This is a genomic window from Micromonospora sp. NBC_01699 (assembly GCF_036250065.1).
GTDB lineage: Bacteria > Actinomycetota > Actinomycetes > Mycobacteriales > Micromonosporaceae > Micromonospora_G.
In genome coordinates this window covers 4,868,095-4,886,301 of record NZ_CP109199.1, presented here as the reverse complement: position 1 = coordinate 4,886,301, position 18,207 = coordinate 4,868,095, and the positions used below count along the sequence as shown (strand labels likewise).

Genomic DNA, 18,207 nt, shown 5'->3' with positions numbered 1-18,207 from the left:
CCCGGGACCGTCCGGGTTCCTCGACGGCGGCACGTGCGGCCGCCGCCCGGTCGTCGTCCCGCCGTGGACGGGCGCCGCCCGCCAGCGCGTTCAAGCAGGCGCTCACGGACGCGTTCAACCGCCGCCGCCACGCAGTTGAGCGTGCGCCGCCGGCCGTCCGGCCGCCGCCGCATTCCACGACACCGTCGTGAGCGTCTACGCCCGATCAATTGTCCGCGTACGATTCCTGGCCACCGCATCAAAGACGTGATTCACTGCTGTCGACCAATTCTTGTCACCGTCGGTGAGGCGTAAGCAGACCGAGAGAGGGGCAATTCATGGACGGGAGTCGACCCGAGACGACTTTGGTCTTACCGGATCGCCCGGACGCGAATGCGGACAGCCTGGCCGAACGCGGCTTCGCCCGCGGCCGGGCTGCGGACTTCGGCTTCTCGGCGGACGAGCACCCGGAGGGGTTCCGGCAGCTAGCTGCCGCCTTCGCCGACCTTCCACCGGACTCTTACGCGCCGGGCAGCAACCGTTTCCGCCGGTACTCACAGCTCGTGTATCTGCCGTGGAATGACGGTCTGTTCTGGATTCCCGGCGTTTCGGACGACGTGTACGGATCCGTCGCGGAATACTATCAGGGTCGCTACAATCCGGATTTCACGAAATTGCGTAGGCGCTTTCCGGAAGTGCCCGACGAGCTCCGGGTGAATCCGCTGCTGCTACAGATCCTCCGGTCGGACGTCGCCCGCGTGCAGTGGCTTGAGGAGCTGACCCGAACCCCGATCTACATCGGGCTGCATATGGTGAAGCTCGCCGTGCACAATCCGGGCGAGGCCGCCGTCTCGTCGCCGAACTGTCTGCACCAGGACGGCGGGGCGACCATGTTCACCTTCGCGCACCTGGTCGACTGCCACAACGTGGTCGGCGGCGAGAACGTCATCGCCACCCCGGAGAGCGCCGGGCGACAGCCCGAGGAACTCGCGCCGGAGGCGATCCACGCCCAGTTCACGCTGACCCAGCCGCTGGACACGTACGTGGTGCACGACCACCGGGTCAGCCACCACGTCAGCGCCGTGCGGCTGGGCGACGAATCCCCGGGCCCCGGTCAGCGCTCGATCCTGATCATCGGCGTCGCGCCCTTCGTACCTGATTTCTGAGCTTCCGGCCGCTGCATCCACGGACGTTCCCGTCGAGACGGTCCCCGGCCGGCACCTGCCGGCGGTCTCCGCCCGGCGGCGCCGCGGTCCGTCCGGCCCGCGGTACACGAAGAAGAGAGGACGCATCATGGACCTCGTACCGGGTGGGGCCAACACCCTCGTGGTGACCCCGTTCGACGACTCCGGAGAGCTCGATCACAAGTCGATGGCGTCGCTCATCGACTTCGTGCTGGGCGGTGGCATCCAGGGAATCATCGCGCTGGGCACGACGGGCGAGTTCTTCACCCTGTCCACCGCCGAGCGGGTCGAGGTCATGCGCAACGTCGTGACCCGGGTCGCCGGCCGGGTGCCGGTCACCGTCGGCGTCGGCGCCGACGGCACCGCCGCCGCGATCGAACTCAGCCAGGCCGCGCGGGAGGCCGGCGCCGACTGTCTGATGGTGCTGCCCCCGCTCTATTTCGACCTGTCGCCGGCGGCGCAGATCGAGCACTTCACGACGGTGGCCCGGTCGACCGACCTGCCGATCATGCTGTACGACGGTGCCGGCAGGATCCCCGTTCCGGCCGAGGTCGTCGCCGAGGTCGCCAAGCGGGCGTCCAACGTGAAGTACGCCAAGCTGGCGTTCACCGACCCGGAGCGGGCCAGCGACATCCTCCGCCTGGCGCCGGGCGTCGTCCCGCTCGCCGGCGAGGACAGCGCGCTGCTGAGCACCTTCCGGGCCGGTGCGGTCGGCAGCACGATCGCCACCGGCAACATCCAGCCCCGCGAGGTCATGGCGGTGCACGAGGCGTACCACCGGGGCGACCTGGACGAGGCGTACACGATCTTCACCAACACGCTGCTCCCGGCGATGGTCGCCATCTCCATCCCCGAGCGGAACTTCATCGCGCGCTTCAAGGAGGTGGTGGCGGCCATGGGCGTGATAGCCAGCGCCCACGTCCGGTCACCGCTGCGTCGGATCGACCCCGAGTCGCGCGAGGAACTGCTGATGGTGATGAAGCGGCTGCACGTGCTCTGACCCACGCCGCGGGCCGTTCGTCACGGTCGCCGAGCTGGCGGAGAAACCCTTAGGAGGTATAGATGCCGTCAGTCGGCGCGTACGCGCAGGCGGTGGGCCGGTCCGGCTTCCGGGCCATCAGCGAGTGGCTTCAGGAGATACCGGGACCGGAGATCGCCCTGCACATCGGGGCGCCGGACCACCCCTCGCCCGACCACGTGGTCACCGCCGTCGAACAGGCCGTACGCCGGGGCGCCGCCCGCTACGGGCCGAACCGCGGCGAACCGGACCTGGTCGAGGCGATCCAGGCCAAACTGGCCCGACAGAACGACATCCGGGTCGGCACCGAGCAGATCGTCGTGACTGCCGGTGCCGCCCAGGGCGTCCACTTCGCGCTGGCCACGATCCTGGCACCCGGGCAGGAGGTGCTGGTGCCGGACCCGGGCTGGCCGAACTACGCGATGGCGACCCGGTCGCTCGGCGGCGTGGCGCGGCCCTACGCGCTGTCGGCCGACGACTCCGCCGCCGAGCAGCTCGCCGACCTGGAGCGCAGCATCGGCCCGGCCACCATTGCCATCGTGGTGAACTCGCCGGCCAACCCGCACGGCGTGGTGCTGTCGGCGCAGACCATGCAGGGCGTCGTCGAGCTGGCCCGGCGACACGACCTGTGGGTGATCTCCGACGAGTGCTACGAGTCGTTCCGGTTTACCGGCCGCCACCTCAGCCCGGCCGCCCTCGACGGCGAACGCGTCATCAGCTCTTTCAGCTTCTCCAAGACCTTCGCGATCCCGGGCATGCGCGTGGGCTACCTGGTGGTGCCACGGGCGTTGGCCGCGCTCTGCCTCCGGTTACAGGAGATGTCGATCTGCTGCGTGAACATCGCCGCCCAGGCCGGTGCCGTGGCCGCCCTCCAGGGACCGCAGCAGGTGGTCACCGACCTGCGGACCAGCCTCCTGCGGCGGCGGGCCAGCGTTACCCGGACGCTGCGGGACGCCGGAATCCCGTACGTCGAGCCGCAGGGCGCCTTCTACGTCTTCGCCCGGGTCACCGACCCGCCGCCCGACGAGGGCGGCCAGGGCGGTGACTGGGACTGGACCCGCGAGCTGCTGCGCTCGCAGCGGGTGCTGGTCGCCCCCGGCTCCACCTTCGGCGCGCGCGGCGGTGGCTGGGTACGGGTCTCCCTCACCGCCGACGACAGTGCCCTGGAGGAGGGCGTACGCCGTCTGGTCACGTTCACGCACGCCGCCGCCGTCGGCGGACGGCGCTGACGGACCGCTCCAACCGAATCCGTACGCCGGCCGGGTCGGTTCAACTGTCGACGGGCAGCAGTTGGACGCGTTCGCCGAAACCGACCACGTCGGACGGCCGGCGGCGCGGCGGTGATCGCCGTACGCGGGTCCACGGTCGATGGCCCGATACCCGGTCGACGGGGGTTCCGCAGCCCGCCGCGGTTGGCAGGGCTTACCTCGTGACGAATCCGGTCCGCGCCCAGATGATGGCTCCGGATGCGGGCCGTCGAGCGCGTCGCCGTCGTCACCCCGGCGGGCCGGGACTCCCGTATCCACGGTCCGTCGGAGCGCGACCGGACCCGCGGTGTACCGCAGTCGACCGGGACCGCGCCCGTTCGCGGCGTGTCCGTACAAGGAACCGAACATCCAGCGAGGCCGGCGTCGCGGGCATGCGATGCCAGAAGGAGTCACGATGATCCCGTTGTCGTTCGCCCAGCGCCGGCTGTGGTTCATCGAGCAGCTGCACGGGCCCAGCGCCACGTACAACGTCCCCGTCGCGCTCCGGCTGTCCGGACGGGTGGACCGGGAGGCGCTGGCCGCCGCGCTGCGCGACGTCATCGGACGTCACGAGTCGCTGCGCACCGTCTTCCCGACCGTGGACGGCGACCCGGTGCAGCGGATCGTCGGCATCGAGGAACTGGACTGGGAACTGCGGGTCGTCGACCTGCCCGCCGACGCCCCGCAGGCGCTGACCGAGGCGGCCGAGGCCGCGACCGAGCAAACCTTCGACGTGTCCTGCGAGGTGCCCATCCGGGCGTGGCTGTTCTCCGCCGGCCCGGACGAGCACGCCCTCGTGGTCGTCACGCACCACATCGCCAGCGACGGCTGGTCGCGCGGCCCGCTGGCGCGCGACGTCTCCGTCGCGTACGCGGCGCGGTGCGCCGGCACGGCGCCGGACTGGGAACCGCTGCCGGTGCAGTACGCCGACTACGCCCTGTGGCAGCGGGAACTGCTCGGCGACGACCGGAACCCGGACAGCATCGTGTCCCGCCAACTTGCCCACTGGCGTACAGCGCTGGCCGGTATGCCGGAGGAGCTGACCCTGCCGGTCGACCGTCCGCGACCGGCGGTGGCCAGCCATCGCGGGCACAGCGTCCGGGTGACCGTGCCGGCGGCGGTGCACACCCGGCTGCGCCGCGTGGCCCGTACCGAGGGTGCGACGGTCTTCATGGTGCTCCAGGCGGCCCTGGCGGCGCTGTTGTCCCGGCTGGGCGTGGGCACCGACATTCCGATCGGCGTGTCGGTCGCCGGGCGTACCGACGTGGCGCTGCGCGACCTCGTCGGCTTCTTCGTCAACACCCTGGTCATGCGCAGCGACCTGTCCGGCGACCCGACGTTCGCCCAGCTGGTACGGCAGGCCCGGGAGAACGGGCTGGGGGCGCTGGCCAACCAGGACATGCCGTTCGAGCGGCTGGTCGAGGAGCTGGCCCCCGCCCGGTCGCTGGCCCGGCACCCGCTCTTCCAGGTGATGCTGACCGTGCTCAACCAGGAGGAAGCGGTCCTCGACCTGGACGGTGTGCGGGTCGTCGACCTGCCCGCCGGGCCCGACCCGGCGAAGTTCGACCTGAGCGTGAGCGTGTCGGAGACGTACGACCCGGCCGGGCAGCCGGCCGGCATCACCGGCTGGATCACCGTGGCGGCGGACCTGTTCGACGCCGGGTCGGCGCAGCGGCTCGCGGACCGCCTCGGTGGCCTGCTCGACACGGTGGCCGGGGACCCTGACGTCCGGCTGAGCGCGCTCACCGTGCTCGACGCCGACGAGCGGCGCCGTGTGATCGAGGAGTGGAACGACACCGCCGTCGCGCTGCCCGCCGCCTCGGTCATCGAACGGGTCGAGGCGCAGGTCGCCCGTACCCCGGACGCGACGGCCGTGGTCTGCGACGGCGTCGAGGTGTCCTACGCCGAGTTGGACGCACGGGCCAACCGGCTGGCGCGGCACCTGCTGACGCTCGGCGTCGGCCCCGAGTCGGTGGTGGCGCTCCGGCTGCACCGGGGCGTGGACACCATCGTGTCGATCCTGGCCACGTGGAAGGCGGGCGCCGCATACCTACCGATCGATGCCCGGCAGCCGGCCGAGCGGCAGGCGTTCCTGCTGGCCGACAGCGCCGCGGCGGTCGTACTGAGCACGGCGGACACCGCTGCGGCGGTGGTACCGAGCACGGCAAACACCGCCGGCGACCGTACCGGCGCGGCCGTACCCACCCTGGTGCTGGACGACCCGGCGGTGGTCGCCGCGATCGCCGCCGCCGACGCCACGTCACCCCGGGTCAGCGGGTCTGCGGATGCGCTGGCGTACGTCATCTACACCTCCGGATCGACCGGCACCCCCAAGGGCGTCGCGGTGACCCACGCGTCGCTGGCGAACTACCTGTCGTCCGTCCCGGACCGGGTCGGCTTCGGCGCGGCCGGCGGCCGGTACGCCCTGCTCCAGGCACACACCACCGACCTGGGCAACACCACACTGTTCGCCAGCCTGGTCCACGGCGGGCAGCTGCACGTGCTCGGCGAGGACGCCAGCACCGACCCGGCCGCGGTCACCGACTACCTGACCCGGCATCGCATCGACCACCTCAAGGCGGTGCCGTCGCACCTGGCCGCCCTGTCGGCATCCCGTGGCGTCGCCGCGGTGATTCCGGCCCGGTCCCTCGTACTCGGCGGCGAGGCGGCGCCCGCCGGCTGGGTCCGGCAGCTCATCGAAGCCGCCGGTGAGCGCCCAATCTTCAACCACTACGGCCCGACCGAGACCACCATCGGCGTGGCCACCACCCGGCTCACCCCGGAGCTGGTGGCCGGCGGCACCGTGCCGGTCGGCCGGCCGATCGCCAACACCCGGATGTACGTGCTCGACCGATGGCTCAACCCGGTGCCGCCGGGCGTGGCCGGGGACCTCTACGTTGCCGGCTCCGGCCTGGCCCGTGGCTACGTGCGACGCCCGGCGCCGACCGCCGAGCGGTTCGTCGCCGACCCGTTCGATCCGGCCGGATCACGGCTGTACCGCACCGGCGACCGGGCCCGCTGGACCGTGGACGGGCAACTGGTGTTCCTCGGCCGCGACGACGACCAGGTCAAGGTGCGCGGCTTCCGCATCGAGCTGGGCGAGGTGCGCGCCGCGATCGCCGGCCACCCGCAGGTCGCCCAGGCAGCGGCGGTCGCCTGGCAGGACCCGGCCGGCGAACGACGCCTGGTGGCCTACGTCGTACCGGTCGACGGCGCCGACCGTGCCGCGCTGCCGGCGGCGGTCCGCGCGCACGTCGCCACCGTCCTGCCCGACTACATGGTCCCCGCCGCCGTCCTCGCCCTGGACACGCTTCCGCTGTCGGTCAGCGGCAAGCTCGACCGTGCGGCGCTGCCCGACCCCGACTTCGCCGCGGCGGCGGGCGCCGGCCGCGCACCGGCGGACGCCCGGGAGGAGCTGCTGTGCGCCGGCTTCGCCGCCGTACTCGGCCTGCCCCTGGTCGGCGTCGACGACGACTTCTTCGCCCTCGGCGGGCACTCCCTGCTGGTCGTCCGGCTGGTCGAATGGCTGCGCCAGCGGGGGATGTCGGTGCCGGTGCGCGCCCTGTTCCAGACGCCGACCCCGGCCGGCCTGGCGCGGGCGGCGGCTGACATCACCGCCCAGGCGCCGGTCCCGCCGCGGGCGATCCCGGCCGGCGCCACCGAGCTGACGCCGCAGATGCTGCCGCTGGTCACGCTCACCCCGCAGCAGCTCGACCGGATCGTCGCCACCGTGGACGGCGGCGCCGGGAACGTCGCCGACATCTACCCCCTCGCCCCGCTGCAAGAGGGACTGCTGTTCCACCACCTGCTCACCGCGGGTGGGGTCGACGCGTACGTCACGCCCACCGTGGTCGAGTTCGACACCCGGCGGCGCCTGGACGACTTCACCGCCGCCCTGCAACGGGTGATCGACCGGCACGACATCTACCGCACCTCGGTGGTCTGGGACGGCCTGCCCGAGCCGGTGCAGGTCGTCTGGCGACGGGCGACGCTGCCGGTGGTGACGGTCGCCGTGGATGCCGGCGACCCGGTGGCGGCGTTGCGGGTGGCCGCCGGCCGCAGGATGGACGTGGGTCGGGCGCCCCTGCTCGACCTGCACGTCGCGGCGAAGCCGGACGGCACCGGTTGGCTCGGCCTGGTCCGCGTGCACCACCTGTCCCAGGACCACCTCGGCCTGGAGGTGCTGCTCGACGAGGTCCGTACGGTGCTGTCCGGATCCGACGCCGCGCTGCCGGCCGCGCTGCCGGCCGCGCTGCCGTTCCGCGACTTCGTCGCCCGGGCGCGCGGCGCGACGGACACCGCCGCCCACGAGCGCTACTTCGCCGCGCTACTCAACGACGTGGACGAACCGACCGCCCCGTACGGGGTGCTCGACGTGCACGGCGACGGCACCGCCCTGACCCGGTCGGTCACCCCGGTGCCGGCGGACCTGGACGAGCGGCTGCGTCGGGTCGCCCGGCAGCTGTCGGTCAGCCCGGCGACCGTCCTGCACGTCGCCTGGGCGCGGGTCGTCGCCGCGGTCAGCGGCCGTGACGACGTGGTGTTCGGCACCGTCGTGTTCGGCCGGATGAACGGCGGCGCGGGCGCCGACCGGGTGCCGGGCCCGTTCATCAACACCCTGCCGGTGCGGGTCCGTACGGCGAGCGTCGGCGTACGAGCGGCGGTCGACGCGATGCGTGACCAACTCGCCGGGCTGCTCGAACACGAGCACGCCTCGCTGGCCACCGCCCAGCAGGCCAGCGGTGTCCCGGCCAACACGCCGCTGTTCACCGCGCTGTTCAACTACCGGCACAACGCGCCGACCGGAGCGGCGCAGCCCGTCGACGGCATCCGCGTACTCGTCACCGAGCAGTACACCAACTACCCGCTGTCGGTCTCGGTCGACGACGACGGCGCCAGCCTGGCGGTGGAGGTGGAGGCGGTCGCCCCCATCGACCCGGCGGCCGTGGGCGCGCAACTCGGCACAGCGACCGGCGCGCTGGTCGCCGCGCTGGAGGCGGTGCTGGACGGCGGACCGGACATCGCCCTCGGCCGGGTCGACGTGCTCGACATCGACCAGCGGCGGCGGGTGCTGGTCGAGTGGAACGAGACGGCCGTCGAGGTGGCGGCGCCACTCGTGCCGGAGGTGTTCACCGCGCAGGCGGCGACGACGCCGGACGCGACGGCGGTGGTGTACGAGGGCGCGGCCCTGAGCTTCGCCGACCTGGACGAGCGGGCGAACCGGCTGGCGCAGGTGTTACGGGGCCGAGGTGTCGGTCCGGAGTCGGTGGTGGGCGTGCTGTTGCCGCGCGGGCTGGACGCGGTGGTGGCGATCCTGGCGGTGTTCAAGGCCGGTGGGGCGTACCTGCCGATCGATCCGGAGTACCCGGCCGAGCGGATTGCCTTCCTGGTCACGGACGTGGCCGCGACGACGGTCGTGACGTCATCGGCGCTCGCCGGACTCGCTGCGGCCGGAGTGCCGACGCTCCCGCTCGACGACGCGGGCGTCGCGGCGGAGCTGGCGGCGGCGCCCCCCGGTCCGCCGGCGGTCGGTACGCGGGCCGGCGACCTCGCCTACGTCATCTACACCTCGGGCTCGACGGGGCGGCCGAAGGGCGTCGCGGTCACGCACGGCAATCTGCGCAACCTGTTCGGGTTGCACCGGTTCGGGCTGTTCGCCGGAGCGTCCGGTCGGGTACGCGCGGCGTTGACGGCGTCGCTGTCGTTCGACACCTCCTGGGACGCGTTGCTGTGGATGGTTGCCGGGCACGAGCTGCACGTGATCGCCGACGAGACCCGCCGTGATCCGGCCGCGATGGTCGGCTACGTGCGTGAGCACGGCATCGGCTTCTTGGACGTCACGCCGACGTACGCCGAGGAACTGGTCGCTGACGGCCTGCTGGCCGTCGCGCCGCAGATTGTCATGTTCGGTGGTGAGGCGGTCGGCGCGTCGTTGTGGTCCGCGTTCCGGGCCGCCGACGGTGTGCGGTGTGTGAACTTCTACGGCCCCACCGAGGCGACGGTCGACGCGGTCTGGCTCGACGTGGCCGACAGCGAGCGGCCGCTCATCGGCCGACCGGTGGCCAACACCCGCACGCTGGTGTTGGACGCCGCGCTGCGCCCGGTGCCGCCGGGGGTGGCCGGTGAGCTGTACCTCGCCGGGGCGCAGCTCGCCCGGGGCTACGTCAACCGGGCCGGGCTGACCGCCGAGCGGTTCGTCGCCTGCCCCCACGAGCCGGGTGAGCGGATGTACCGCACCGGTGACCTGGTGCGCTGGGATGCCGAGGGGCGGCTGGAGTACCTGGGCCGCGCCGACGACCAGGTGAAGCTGCGTGGCTTCCGGATCGAGTTGGGCGAGGTACAGGCCGTGGTGGCCGCGCACCCGGACGTCGTCCGGGCGGCCGTCGTCGTGCGTGACGACAAGCTGGTCGCCTATGTCGTGGGTGGCAACGGCAACGGCGTACGGGAGTTCGTGGGCCGGCGGCTGCCGAAGTTCATGGTCCCGGACGCCGTGGTGGCCCTCGACGTGTTGCCGGTGACGGCGAACGGCAAGCTGGACCGGGCGGCGCTGCCGGCGCCGGTGCTGTCGGTGGGTGCCGGTCGTGGTGGCGTGGATCCGCGCGCCGACCTGGTGGCGACCGCGTTCGCCGAGATACTGGGCCTGCCACGGGTCGGGGCGGACGACGATTTCTTCGCCCTGGGTGGGCATTCGCTGCTGGCAGTGCGTTTGATCAGCCGGGTCCGGAGCCTGTTCGGCGTCGAGGTCCCGCTGCCCGCGTTGTTCGACGCGCCCACCCCGGCCCGGCTTGCGCAACGACTGAGCAGCGCCGGCACCGCGCGCCCCGCGCTGGTGGCCGGGCAGCGGCCGGAGCGTCTGCCACTGTCGTACGCCCAGAACCGGCTCTGGTTCATCGGGCAGTTGGAAGGGCCGTCCGGCACCTACAACATGCCGGTCGTGCTGCGGCTGTCCGGACCGGTCGACCGGCCCGCGCTGGGCGCCGCGCTGCGTGACGTGCTGGGCCGGCACGAGGTGCTGCGTACGGTCGTCGTCACCGCCGACGGCGAGCCGTACCAGCGGGTGCTGGACCCCGAGGACCTGCCGTGGGAGCTGTCCGTCCGGTCGGTGGCACCCGAAGCGGTCGCCGAGACGGTCAGCGCCGCGGCGTCGTACCCGTTCGACCTTTCCCGTGAGGTGCCGATCCGGGCCTGGCTGTTCGAAACCGGCCCGGACGAGCAGGTGCTCGCCATTGTCGTGCACCACATCGCCGGCGACGGCTGGTCGATGGAGCCGCTGGCCCGGGACCTCTCCATCGCCTACGCCGCCCGCCGGCAGGGCAGCGCACCCCTGTGGAAGCCGCTGCCCGTGCAGTACGCCGACTACGCGCTCTGGCAGCGCGACCTGCTCGGCGCGGCCGACGATCCGGACAGCCTGCTGTCCCGGCAGGTCGCGTACTGGCGGCAGGCGCTCGCCGGCGCGCCCGAGGAGCTCGACCTGCCGTTCGACCGGCCCCGCCCGGCGGCCGCCGGCTACACCGGCCACGCCGTGCCGCTCTCGCTGCCGGCCGAACTGCACACCAGACTGCGCGACGTGGCCCGGGCCGAGGGCGCAACCGTGTTCATGGTGCTCCAGGCCGCCCTCGCCGTGCTGCTGTCCAGGCTGGGAGCCGGCACCGACCTGCCGATCGGTGCGCCGGTCGCCGGCCGCATCGACGCCGCCCTCGATGACGCCGTGGGCTTCTTCGTCAACACGCTGGTGCTGCGCACCGACGTTTCCGGCGACCCCTCGTTCGCCGAACTGCTGACCCGGGTACGCGGGACGAACCTGGCGGCGTTCGAGCATCAGGACGTGCCGTTCGAACGACTCGTCGAGGAACTGGCCCCCGCCCGGTCGATGGCGCGCAACCCGCTGTTCCAGGTGATGCTCACCCTCCAGAACACCGCCGACGCCGCGCTGGTGCTGTCGGGCACGGCCGCCGACTCCCTGCCCCACGCGACGCCGGCCGCGAAGTTCGACCTGGACGTGACGTTCGGCGAGACCTTCGACGACGCAGGCGCACCGACCGGTATGAGCGGCATCCTCGTCGCCGCCGCGGACCTGTTCGACCCGGCGACGGTCGAGACGCTCGCGCGGCGTTTCATCCGCGTCCTGAATACCGTGCTGGCCGACCCGACGTCACCGGTCAATGCCGTGGACGTACTCGATGTTGATGAGCGGCGGCGGGTGTTGGTGGAGTGGAACGAGACTGCGGTGGCGGTGGGGGCGCCGTTGGTGTTGGAGGTGTTCGAGGCTCAGGTGGTGTTGTCGCCGGAGGCGACGGCGGTGGTGTGTGGGGAGGTGGCTCTGAGTTTTGTGGAGTTGGATCGGCGGGCGAATCGGTTGGCCCGGTTGTTGGTCGGTCGTGGAGTGGGTCCGGAATCGGTGGTGGGTCTGTTGCTACCACGGGATGTGGACGTGGTGGTGGCGATTCTGGCGGTGTTGAAGGCGGGTGGGGCGTACCTGCCGCTGGATGTGCAGTATCCGGTTGAGCGGATCAATTTGATGGTGGCGGACGCGGCGCCGGTGGTGGTCGTGACGTTGTCGGAGTCGGTGAGCGCCGTGCCGGCGGGTGTTCCGGTCTTGGCGTTGGACGATCCGGGGGTCGGCGTGGAATGGGCGGCTGTGTCGTCCGATTCTTTGCCGGTGGTGGTGGGTGCGGAGTCGGCGGCGTATGTGATTTATACGTCGGGGTCGACGGGTCGGCCGAAGGGTGTGGTGGTGACTCATGGTGGGTTGCGGAATTTGTTTGCGTTCCATCGTGCGGGGACGATGGCGGGTTTTGTGGGTCGTCGGTTGCGGGTGGCGTTGACGGCGTCGTTGTCTTTTGACACGTCGTGGGAGGGGTTGTTGTGGATGGTGGCGGGGCATGAGTTGCACGTCATTTCTGATGAGGTGCGGCGGGATACGGCGGCGATGGTGCGGTATGTGGTTGAGGTGGGTGTGGGTGTGATGGATGTGACGCCGACGTATGCGGAGCAGTTGGTGGCTGATGGGTTGTTGGAGGGGCCGCCGGAGGTTTTGTTGTTGGGTGGTGAGGCGGTTGGTTCTGGGTTGTGGGATCGGTTGCGGGGTGTGGTGGGGATGTTGTTTGTGCCGTTGTATGGGCCGACGGAGTACAGCGTGGATGCGTTGGGTTTGTCGGTGGCCGTTGGTGAGCGGCCGTTGGTGGGTGTGCCGATTGCGAATACGCGGGCGTATGTGTTGGATGCTTTGTTGCGGCCGGTGCCGGTTGGTGTGGGTGGTGAGTTGTATTTGGCGGGTGCGGGTGTGGCTCGTGGGTATTTGGGGCGGGCGGGTTTGTCGGCGGGTCGGTTTGTGGCGTGTCCGTTCGGTGGTGTGGGTGAGCGGATGTATCGGACGGGTGATGTGGTGCGGTGGGATGTGTGGGGGCGGTTGGAGTTTTTGGGCCGGGTTGATGATCAGGTGAAGATTCGTGGGTTCCGGATCGAGTTGGGTGAGGTGGCGGCGGCGGTTGCGGCCTGTCCGGGTGTTGCTCGGGCGGTGGTGGTGGTGCATACGGATGTGGTGGGTGACCGGCGCCTGGTTGCTTATGCGGTTGCCGATGGTGGGGATGTTGACGGGTTGCCGGGCCGGGTGCGTGGGTTCGTCGCGGAGCGGCTGCCGGGGCATATGGTGCCGGCCGCGGTGGTGGTGCTTGACGACCTGCCGGTGACGGTGAGTGGGAAGCTCGATCAGCGGGCCCTGCCCGCACCCGACTTCGCCGGTCTGGCCGGCCGCGGCCGCACTCCGGCCAACGCCCGGGAAGAACTGCTCTGCGCCGGCTTCGCCGACCTGCTCGGCCTGCCGGAGGTCGGTGTCGACGACGACTTTTTCGCCCTGGGTGGACACTCCCTGCTGGTCGTCCGGCTGGTCGAGTGGTTGCGCCAACGCGGCATGTCGGTCGCCGTCCGAGCGCTGTTCCAGACGCCAACCCCGGCCGGTCTGGCCACCGCCGCGGATGCCCACCAGGTGACCGTGCCGGCCAACGCGATCCCGGCCGGCGCCACGGTCGTCACCCCGGAGATGCTGCCCCTCGTCACGCTCACCGTGGAGCAGATCGACCGGATCGTCGCCACCGTCGACGGCGGCGCGGCCAACGTGGCCGACGTCTATCCCCTCGCCCCGCTCCAGGAAGGGCTGCTGTTCCACCACCTGTTCGCCGCCGACGGCCGAGTCGACGCGTACGTCACACCGACCGTGGTGGAGTTCGACTCCCGGCAGCGACTCGACACCTTCCTCGCGGCGGTACAGCAGGTGGTCGACCGGCACGACATCTACCGCACCGGCATCGTCTGGGAAGGACTCGACACGCCGGTGCAGGTCGTGTGGCGTACCGCCGGTCTGCCCGTGACCGAGGTCGTGCTGCCGGACGCGGACGACCCGTCCGCCGCCCTGGCCGAGCAGGTCGGGCTCTGGATGGACCTGGGCCGGGCGCCGCTGCTGGACGTCCACCTCGCCGCGGTGCCGGGCAGCGACCGCTGGCTGGCCCTGGTCCGCGCCCACCACATGATCGAGGACCACACCGGCATGGACATCATGCTGGCCGAGATCCAGACGATCCTCGCCGGCCGCGGCGCGGACCTGCCCGCCCCGGCCCCGTTCCGGGAGTTCGTCGCGCAGGCCCGCGGCGGCGTCAGCGACGAGGAGCACGAGCGGTACTTCGCCGCGCTGCTCGGCGACGTGGACGAGCCAACCGCCCCGTACGGGCTGCTCGACGTGCGCGGCGACGGCACCGGTCAGACCTACGCCCGGATCGGGCTCGACAACACGGTCACCTCCCGGCTCCGCGAGGTGGCCCGGACGCTCGGCACCAGCCCGGCGACGCTGATGCACGTGGCGTGGGCGCGTACCCTCGCCGCCCTCTCCGGCCGCGACGACGTGGTGTTCGGCACGGTCCTGTTCGGTCGGATGAACGCCGGCGCCGGCGCCGACCGGGTGCCCGGCCCGTTCATCAACACCCTGCCGGTCCGGGTGCGTACCGGTCGGGTGGGTGCGCGTGCGGCGGTCGCCGCCATGCGCGACCAGCTCGCCGGGTTGCTGGAGCACGAGCACGCACCGCTGGCGACCGCCCAGCGGGCCAGCGGCCTGCCCGGCGACGCCCCGCTGTTCACGTCGCTGTTCAACTACCGACACAGCACGGCGGCCGACCCGGACCCGGCCCTCGACGGCGTGTCCGTCGTCTACTCCCGGGAGTACCACAACTTCGCGCTGTCGGTGTCGGTCAGCGACGACGGCGACGGCATCGCGCTCACCATCGACGGCGTGCCGGCCATCGACCCGTACGAGGTCGGCGCGCTGCTGGCGACGACCACGACCGGTCTGCTCACCGCCCTGGAAAGCGCCGACGACGTGGCCCTGAACACGGTCGACGTGCTCGACGCCGCGGCACTGCGTCGGGTCCTGGTCGACTGGAACGACACGGCGGCCGAGGTCGCCCCGCAGTTCCTGCCGGAGGTGTACGCGGCGCGGGCGGCGGCGATGCCGGACGCGACAGCGGTGGTGTTCCGGGACGCGTCGCTGACGTTCGCCGAGCTGGCGACGCGGGCGAACCAGCTGGCCCGGCTGCTCGCCGACCGTGGGGTGGGGCCGGAGTCGGTGGTCGGGCTGATGCTGGAGCGGGGCCTGGACGCCGTGGCCGCGATCCTGGCCGTGTGGCGGGCCGGTGCGGCGTACCTGCCGATCGACCCGGAGTACCCGGCGGAGCAGATCGCGTTCATGATCGCCGACGCCGCTCCGGCGCTGCTGCTGGTCTCGACCCGGACGGCCGACGCGGTCCCGGCGGGCGCCCCGGTGCTGGTGCTCGACGCCCCGTCCACCGTCGACGAACCGGCCGACACGCCGACCGACAACCCGGTCCCGCCTCGGCACGCCGAGCAGCCCGCCTACATCATCTACACCTCGGGCTCGACCGGCCGACCCAAGGGTGTCGTGGTCACCCACCGCGGCCTGCGCAACCTGTACGGCGTCCACACCTCCCGGTTCATCCCCGCCGCCACGGACGGGCGCAAGCGGGTGGCGTTCACCTCCTCGCTGTCCTTCGACGCCTCGGTCGACCCGCTGCTGTGGCTGGCCGCCGGGCACGAACTGCACGTCGTCGCCGACGACGTCCGCCGTGACACCGCCGCCACCGTGGCGTACGTCCGGGACCGGGGCATCCAGGTGATCGACGTGATCACCTCGACGTACGCGGAACGCCTGGTCGCCGACGGCCTGCTGGCCGCCCCGCCGGAGATCATGATGCTCGGCGGTGAGGCGGTCACCCCGCAGATCTGGGCCGACCTCCGCGCCGCCGACGGCGTGCGGTGCGTCAACCTGTACGGCCCCACCGAGATCACCGTGTACGCCACCTCGCTCGACTCCACCGACAGCGACCGCCCGTTGATCGGTCGGCCGGTGGCCAACACCCGCACGCTGGTGTTGGACGCCGCGCTGCGTCCGGTGCCGCAGGGGGTGGCCGGCGAGCTGTACCTGGCCGGCGCCGGCCTGGCGCGGGGCTACCTGCGCCGGTCGGGGCTGACCGCCGGGCGTTTCGTGGCCTGCCCGTACGGCGGGTCGGGGGAGCGGATGTACCGCACCGGTGACCTGGTCCGCTGGACCGACGGCGGGCGGCTGGAGTACCTCGGTCGGACGGACGACCAGGTGAAGCTGCGCGGGTTCCGGATCGAGCTGGGTGAGGTGCAGGCGGCCGTCGCGGCGTACCCGGAGGTTGTCCAGGCGGCGGTGGTCCTGCGCGACGACCGGCTGGTCGCGTACGTCGTCGGTGGTGACGGCACCGGCATCCGGGAGTTCGTCGGCCGGCGGTTGCCGGCGCACATGGTCCCCGCCGCGGTGGTCGCGCTGGATGCGCTGCCGACAACGGCGAACGGCAAGCTGGACCGGGCGGCACTGCCGGCGCCGACGCTGTCGGTGAGCGCCGCCCGTGGCGGTGCCGATCCGCGCGCCGAGCTGGTGGCCTCGGCGTTCGCCGAGGTGTTGGGCCTGCCACGGGTGGGAGTGGACGACGACTTCTTCGCCCTGGGTGGCCACTCGCTGTTGGCGGTGCGGTTGCTGAGTCGGCTGCGGTCGGTGTTCGGGGTGGAGGTGTCGCTGCGGGTGTTGTTCGAGGCGCCGACGCCAACCCGGTTCGCGGCGCGGCTGACCGACGCCGGTGCGGGTCGACCGGCGCTGGTGCCCTGGGAGCGGCCGGAGCGGCTGTCGTTGTCGTTCGCGCAGCGCCGGTTGTGGTTCATCAACCAGCTGGAGGGGCCGACGGCGGCGTACAACATGCCGGTGGTGCTGCGGTTGTCCGGCGCGGTCGACGCGGCCGTGCTGGACGCGGCGTTGCGGGACGTGGTCGGGCGGCACGAGGTGCTGCGGACGGTGTTCCCGACGGTGGACGGGGAGCCGTACCAGCGGGTGCTCCCGATGGACGGGTTGGCGTGGCGGCTGGAGCGGGTGGAGACCGGTGACGTCGAGGCGGCGGTCGCCGAGGCGGCCGCGTACGCCTTCGACGTGTCGGTCGAGGTCCCGATCCGGGCCTGGTTGATCAGCGGTGAGGTGCTGGTCGTGGTGGTGCATCACATCGCCGGTGACGGCTGGTCGATGGCGCCCCTCGCCCAGGACGTGTCGACGGCCTATGCCGCTCGTCAACGGGGGGCGGAGCCGGAGTGGGTGCCGCTGCCGGTGCAGTACGCGGATTTCGCTTTGTGGCAGCGGGCGGTGCTGGGCGACGAGACCGATCCGCGGAGTCTGGTGTCGCGGCAGCTCGGTTACTGGCGGGAGGCGCTCGCCGGTGTGCCGGAGGAGTTGGCGTTGCCGCACGACCGGCCACGGCCCGCGGTGGCGAGTCACCGTGGGTTCAGCGTGCCGGTCGACGTGCCGGCCGCGGTGCACGCGCGGATGGTGGAGACCGCCCGCGCGCACGGGGTGACGGTGTTCATGGTGATGCAGGCGTCGCTGGCGGTGCTGTTGTCGCGGTTGGGTGCGGGCCTCGACGTCCCGATCGGTTCGGCGCACGCGGGTCGCACCGACGAGGCGCTCGACAATCTTGTCGGCTTCTTCGTGAACACGCTCGTCCTGCGGGCGGACCTGTCGGGTGATCCGTCGTTCGCGGAGCTGCTGGTGCGGGTGCGGGAGGCGGCGCTGGCCGGTGCTGAGCATCAGGATGTGCCGTTTGAGCGGTTGGTGGAAGAGTTGGCGCCGGCCCGGTCGATGGCCCGGCACCCGCTGTTCCAGGTGGTGCTGACGAAGACCGACACGGTGGACGCGGTGCTGGACCTGCCCGGCGTCGAGGCGTCGGGTCTCGGCTCGGGTACCTCGGCGGTGAAGTTCGACCTGGACGTGCTGGTCGGTGAGGTGTTCGACGCCGATGGCGGACCGGCGGGTCTGCGGGGCACTGTCACGGTGGCGGCGGATCTGTTCGACGCGCCGTTCGCCGACCGGGTCTCCGCCGGTTGGGTCCGGGTCCTGGATACGGTGACCGGCGACCCGTCGCTGCGGCTGCACGCCGTCGACGTGCTCGACGAGGCGGAGCGGCATCGGGTGCTGGTGGAGTTCAACGACACCGCCACCGATGCTGAGGCGGAGCTGGTGGTGGCGTCGTTCGCGCGGCGCGTCGTCGAGACCCCGGACGCGGTGGCGGTGGTCGCCGACGGCGAGCGGACCACCTATGGCGAGTTGGACGCGCGGGCGAACAGGCTGGCCCGCTACCTGCTCGCCCAGGGCGTCGGTCCGGAGTCGGTGATCGCCCTGTCGCTGCCGCGCGGGGTCGAGCTGGTCACCGCG

At 72.0% G+C, this 18,207-nt stretch carries 4 protein-coding genes (1 of these 4 only partly in view); all 4 read left to right on the top strand.

Going from position 1 to position 18,207, the window contains the following annotated elements; all coding sequences use genetic code 11:
- Positions 1 to 317: 317 nt before the first annotated feature.
- On the top strand, positions 318 to 1,145 hold the full coding sequence (locus tag OG792_RS20260) for a 2OG-Fe dioxygenase family protein (protein ID WP_329101157.1): 828 nt from the start codon (positions 318 to 320) through the stop codon (positions 1,143 to 1,145).
- A 127-nt stretch (positions 1,146 to 1,272) separates the two neighbouring features.
- The gene (locus OG792_RS20255) at positions 1,273 to 2,163 is read left to right on the top strand and encodes a dihydrodipicolinate synthase family protein (protein ID WP_329101155.1); all 891 of its coding nucleotides are present in this window, start codon (positions 1,273 to 1,275) and stop codon (positions 2,161 to 2,163) included.
- Between the two features lie 62 nt (positions 2,164 to 2,225).
- A complete protein-coding gene (locus OG792_RS20250) occupies positions 2,226 to 3,410 on the top strand; it encodes a pyridoxal phosphate-dependent aminotransferase (RefSeq protein WP_329101152.1) in 1,185 nt (394 codons plus the stop codon).
- Between the two features lie 433 nt (positions 3,411 to 3,843).
- Positions 3,844 to 18,207, top strand: the 5' portion of a protein-coding gene (locus OG792_RS20245; protein WP_329101150.1) for a non-ribosomal peptide synthetase. The gene runs 7,929 nt beyond the window's last position; the window shows 14,364 of its 22,293 coding nt (coding positions 1-14,364); the start codon lies at positions 3,844 to 3,846; its stop codon lies beyond the right edge, outside the window.

Bases quoted from the DNA above. Each gene is read 5' to 3' on its own strand.
- OG792_RS20255 (WP_329101155.1), top strand. From the start codon at position 1,273: ATGGACCTCGTACCGGGTGGGGCCAACACCCTCGTGGTGACCCCGTTC.
- OG792_RS20260 (WP_329101157.1), top strand. From the start codon at position 318: ATGGACGGGAGTCGACCCGAGACGACTTTGGTCTTACCGGATCGCCCG.
- OG792_RS20250 (WP_329101152.1), top strand. From the start codon at position 2,226: ATGCCGTCAGTCGGCGCGTACGCGCAGGCGGTGGGCCGGTCCGGCTTC.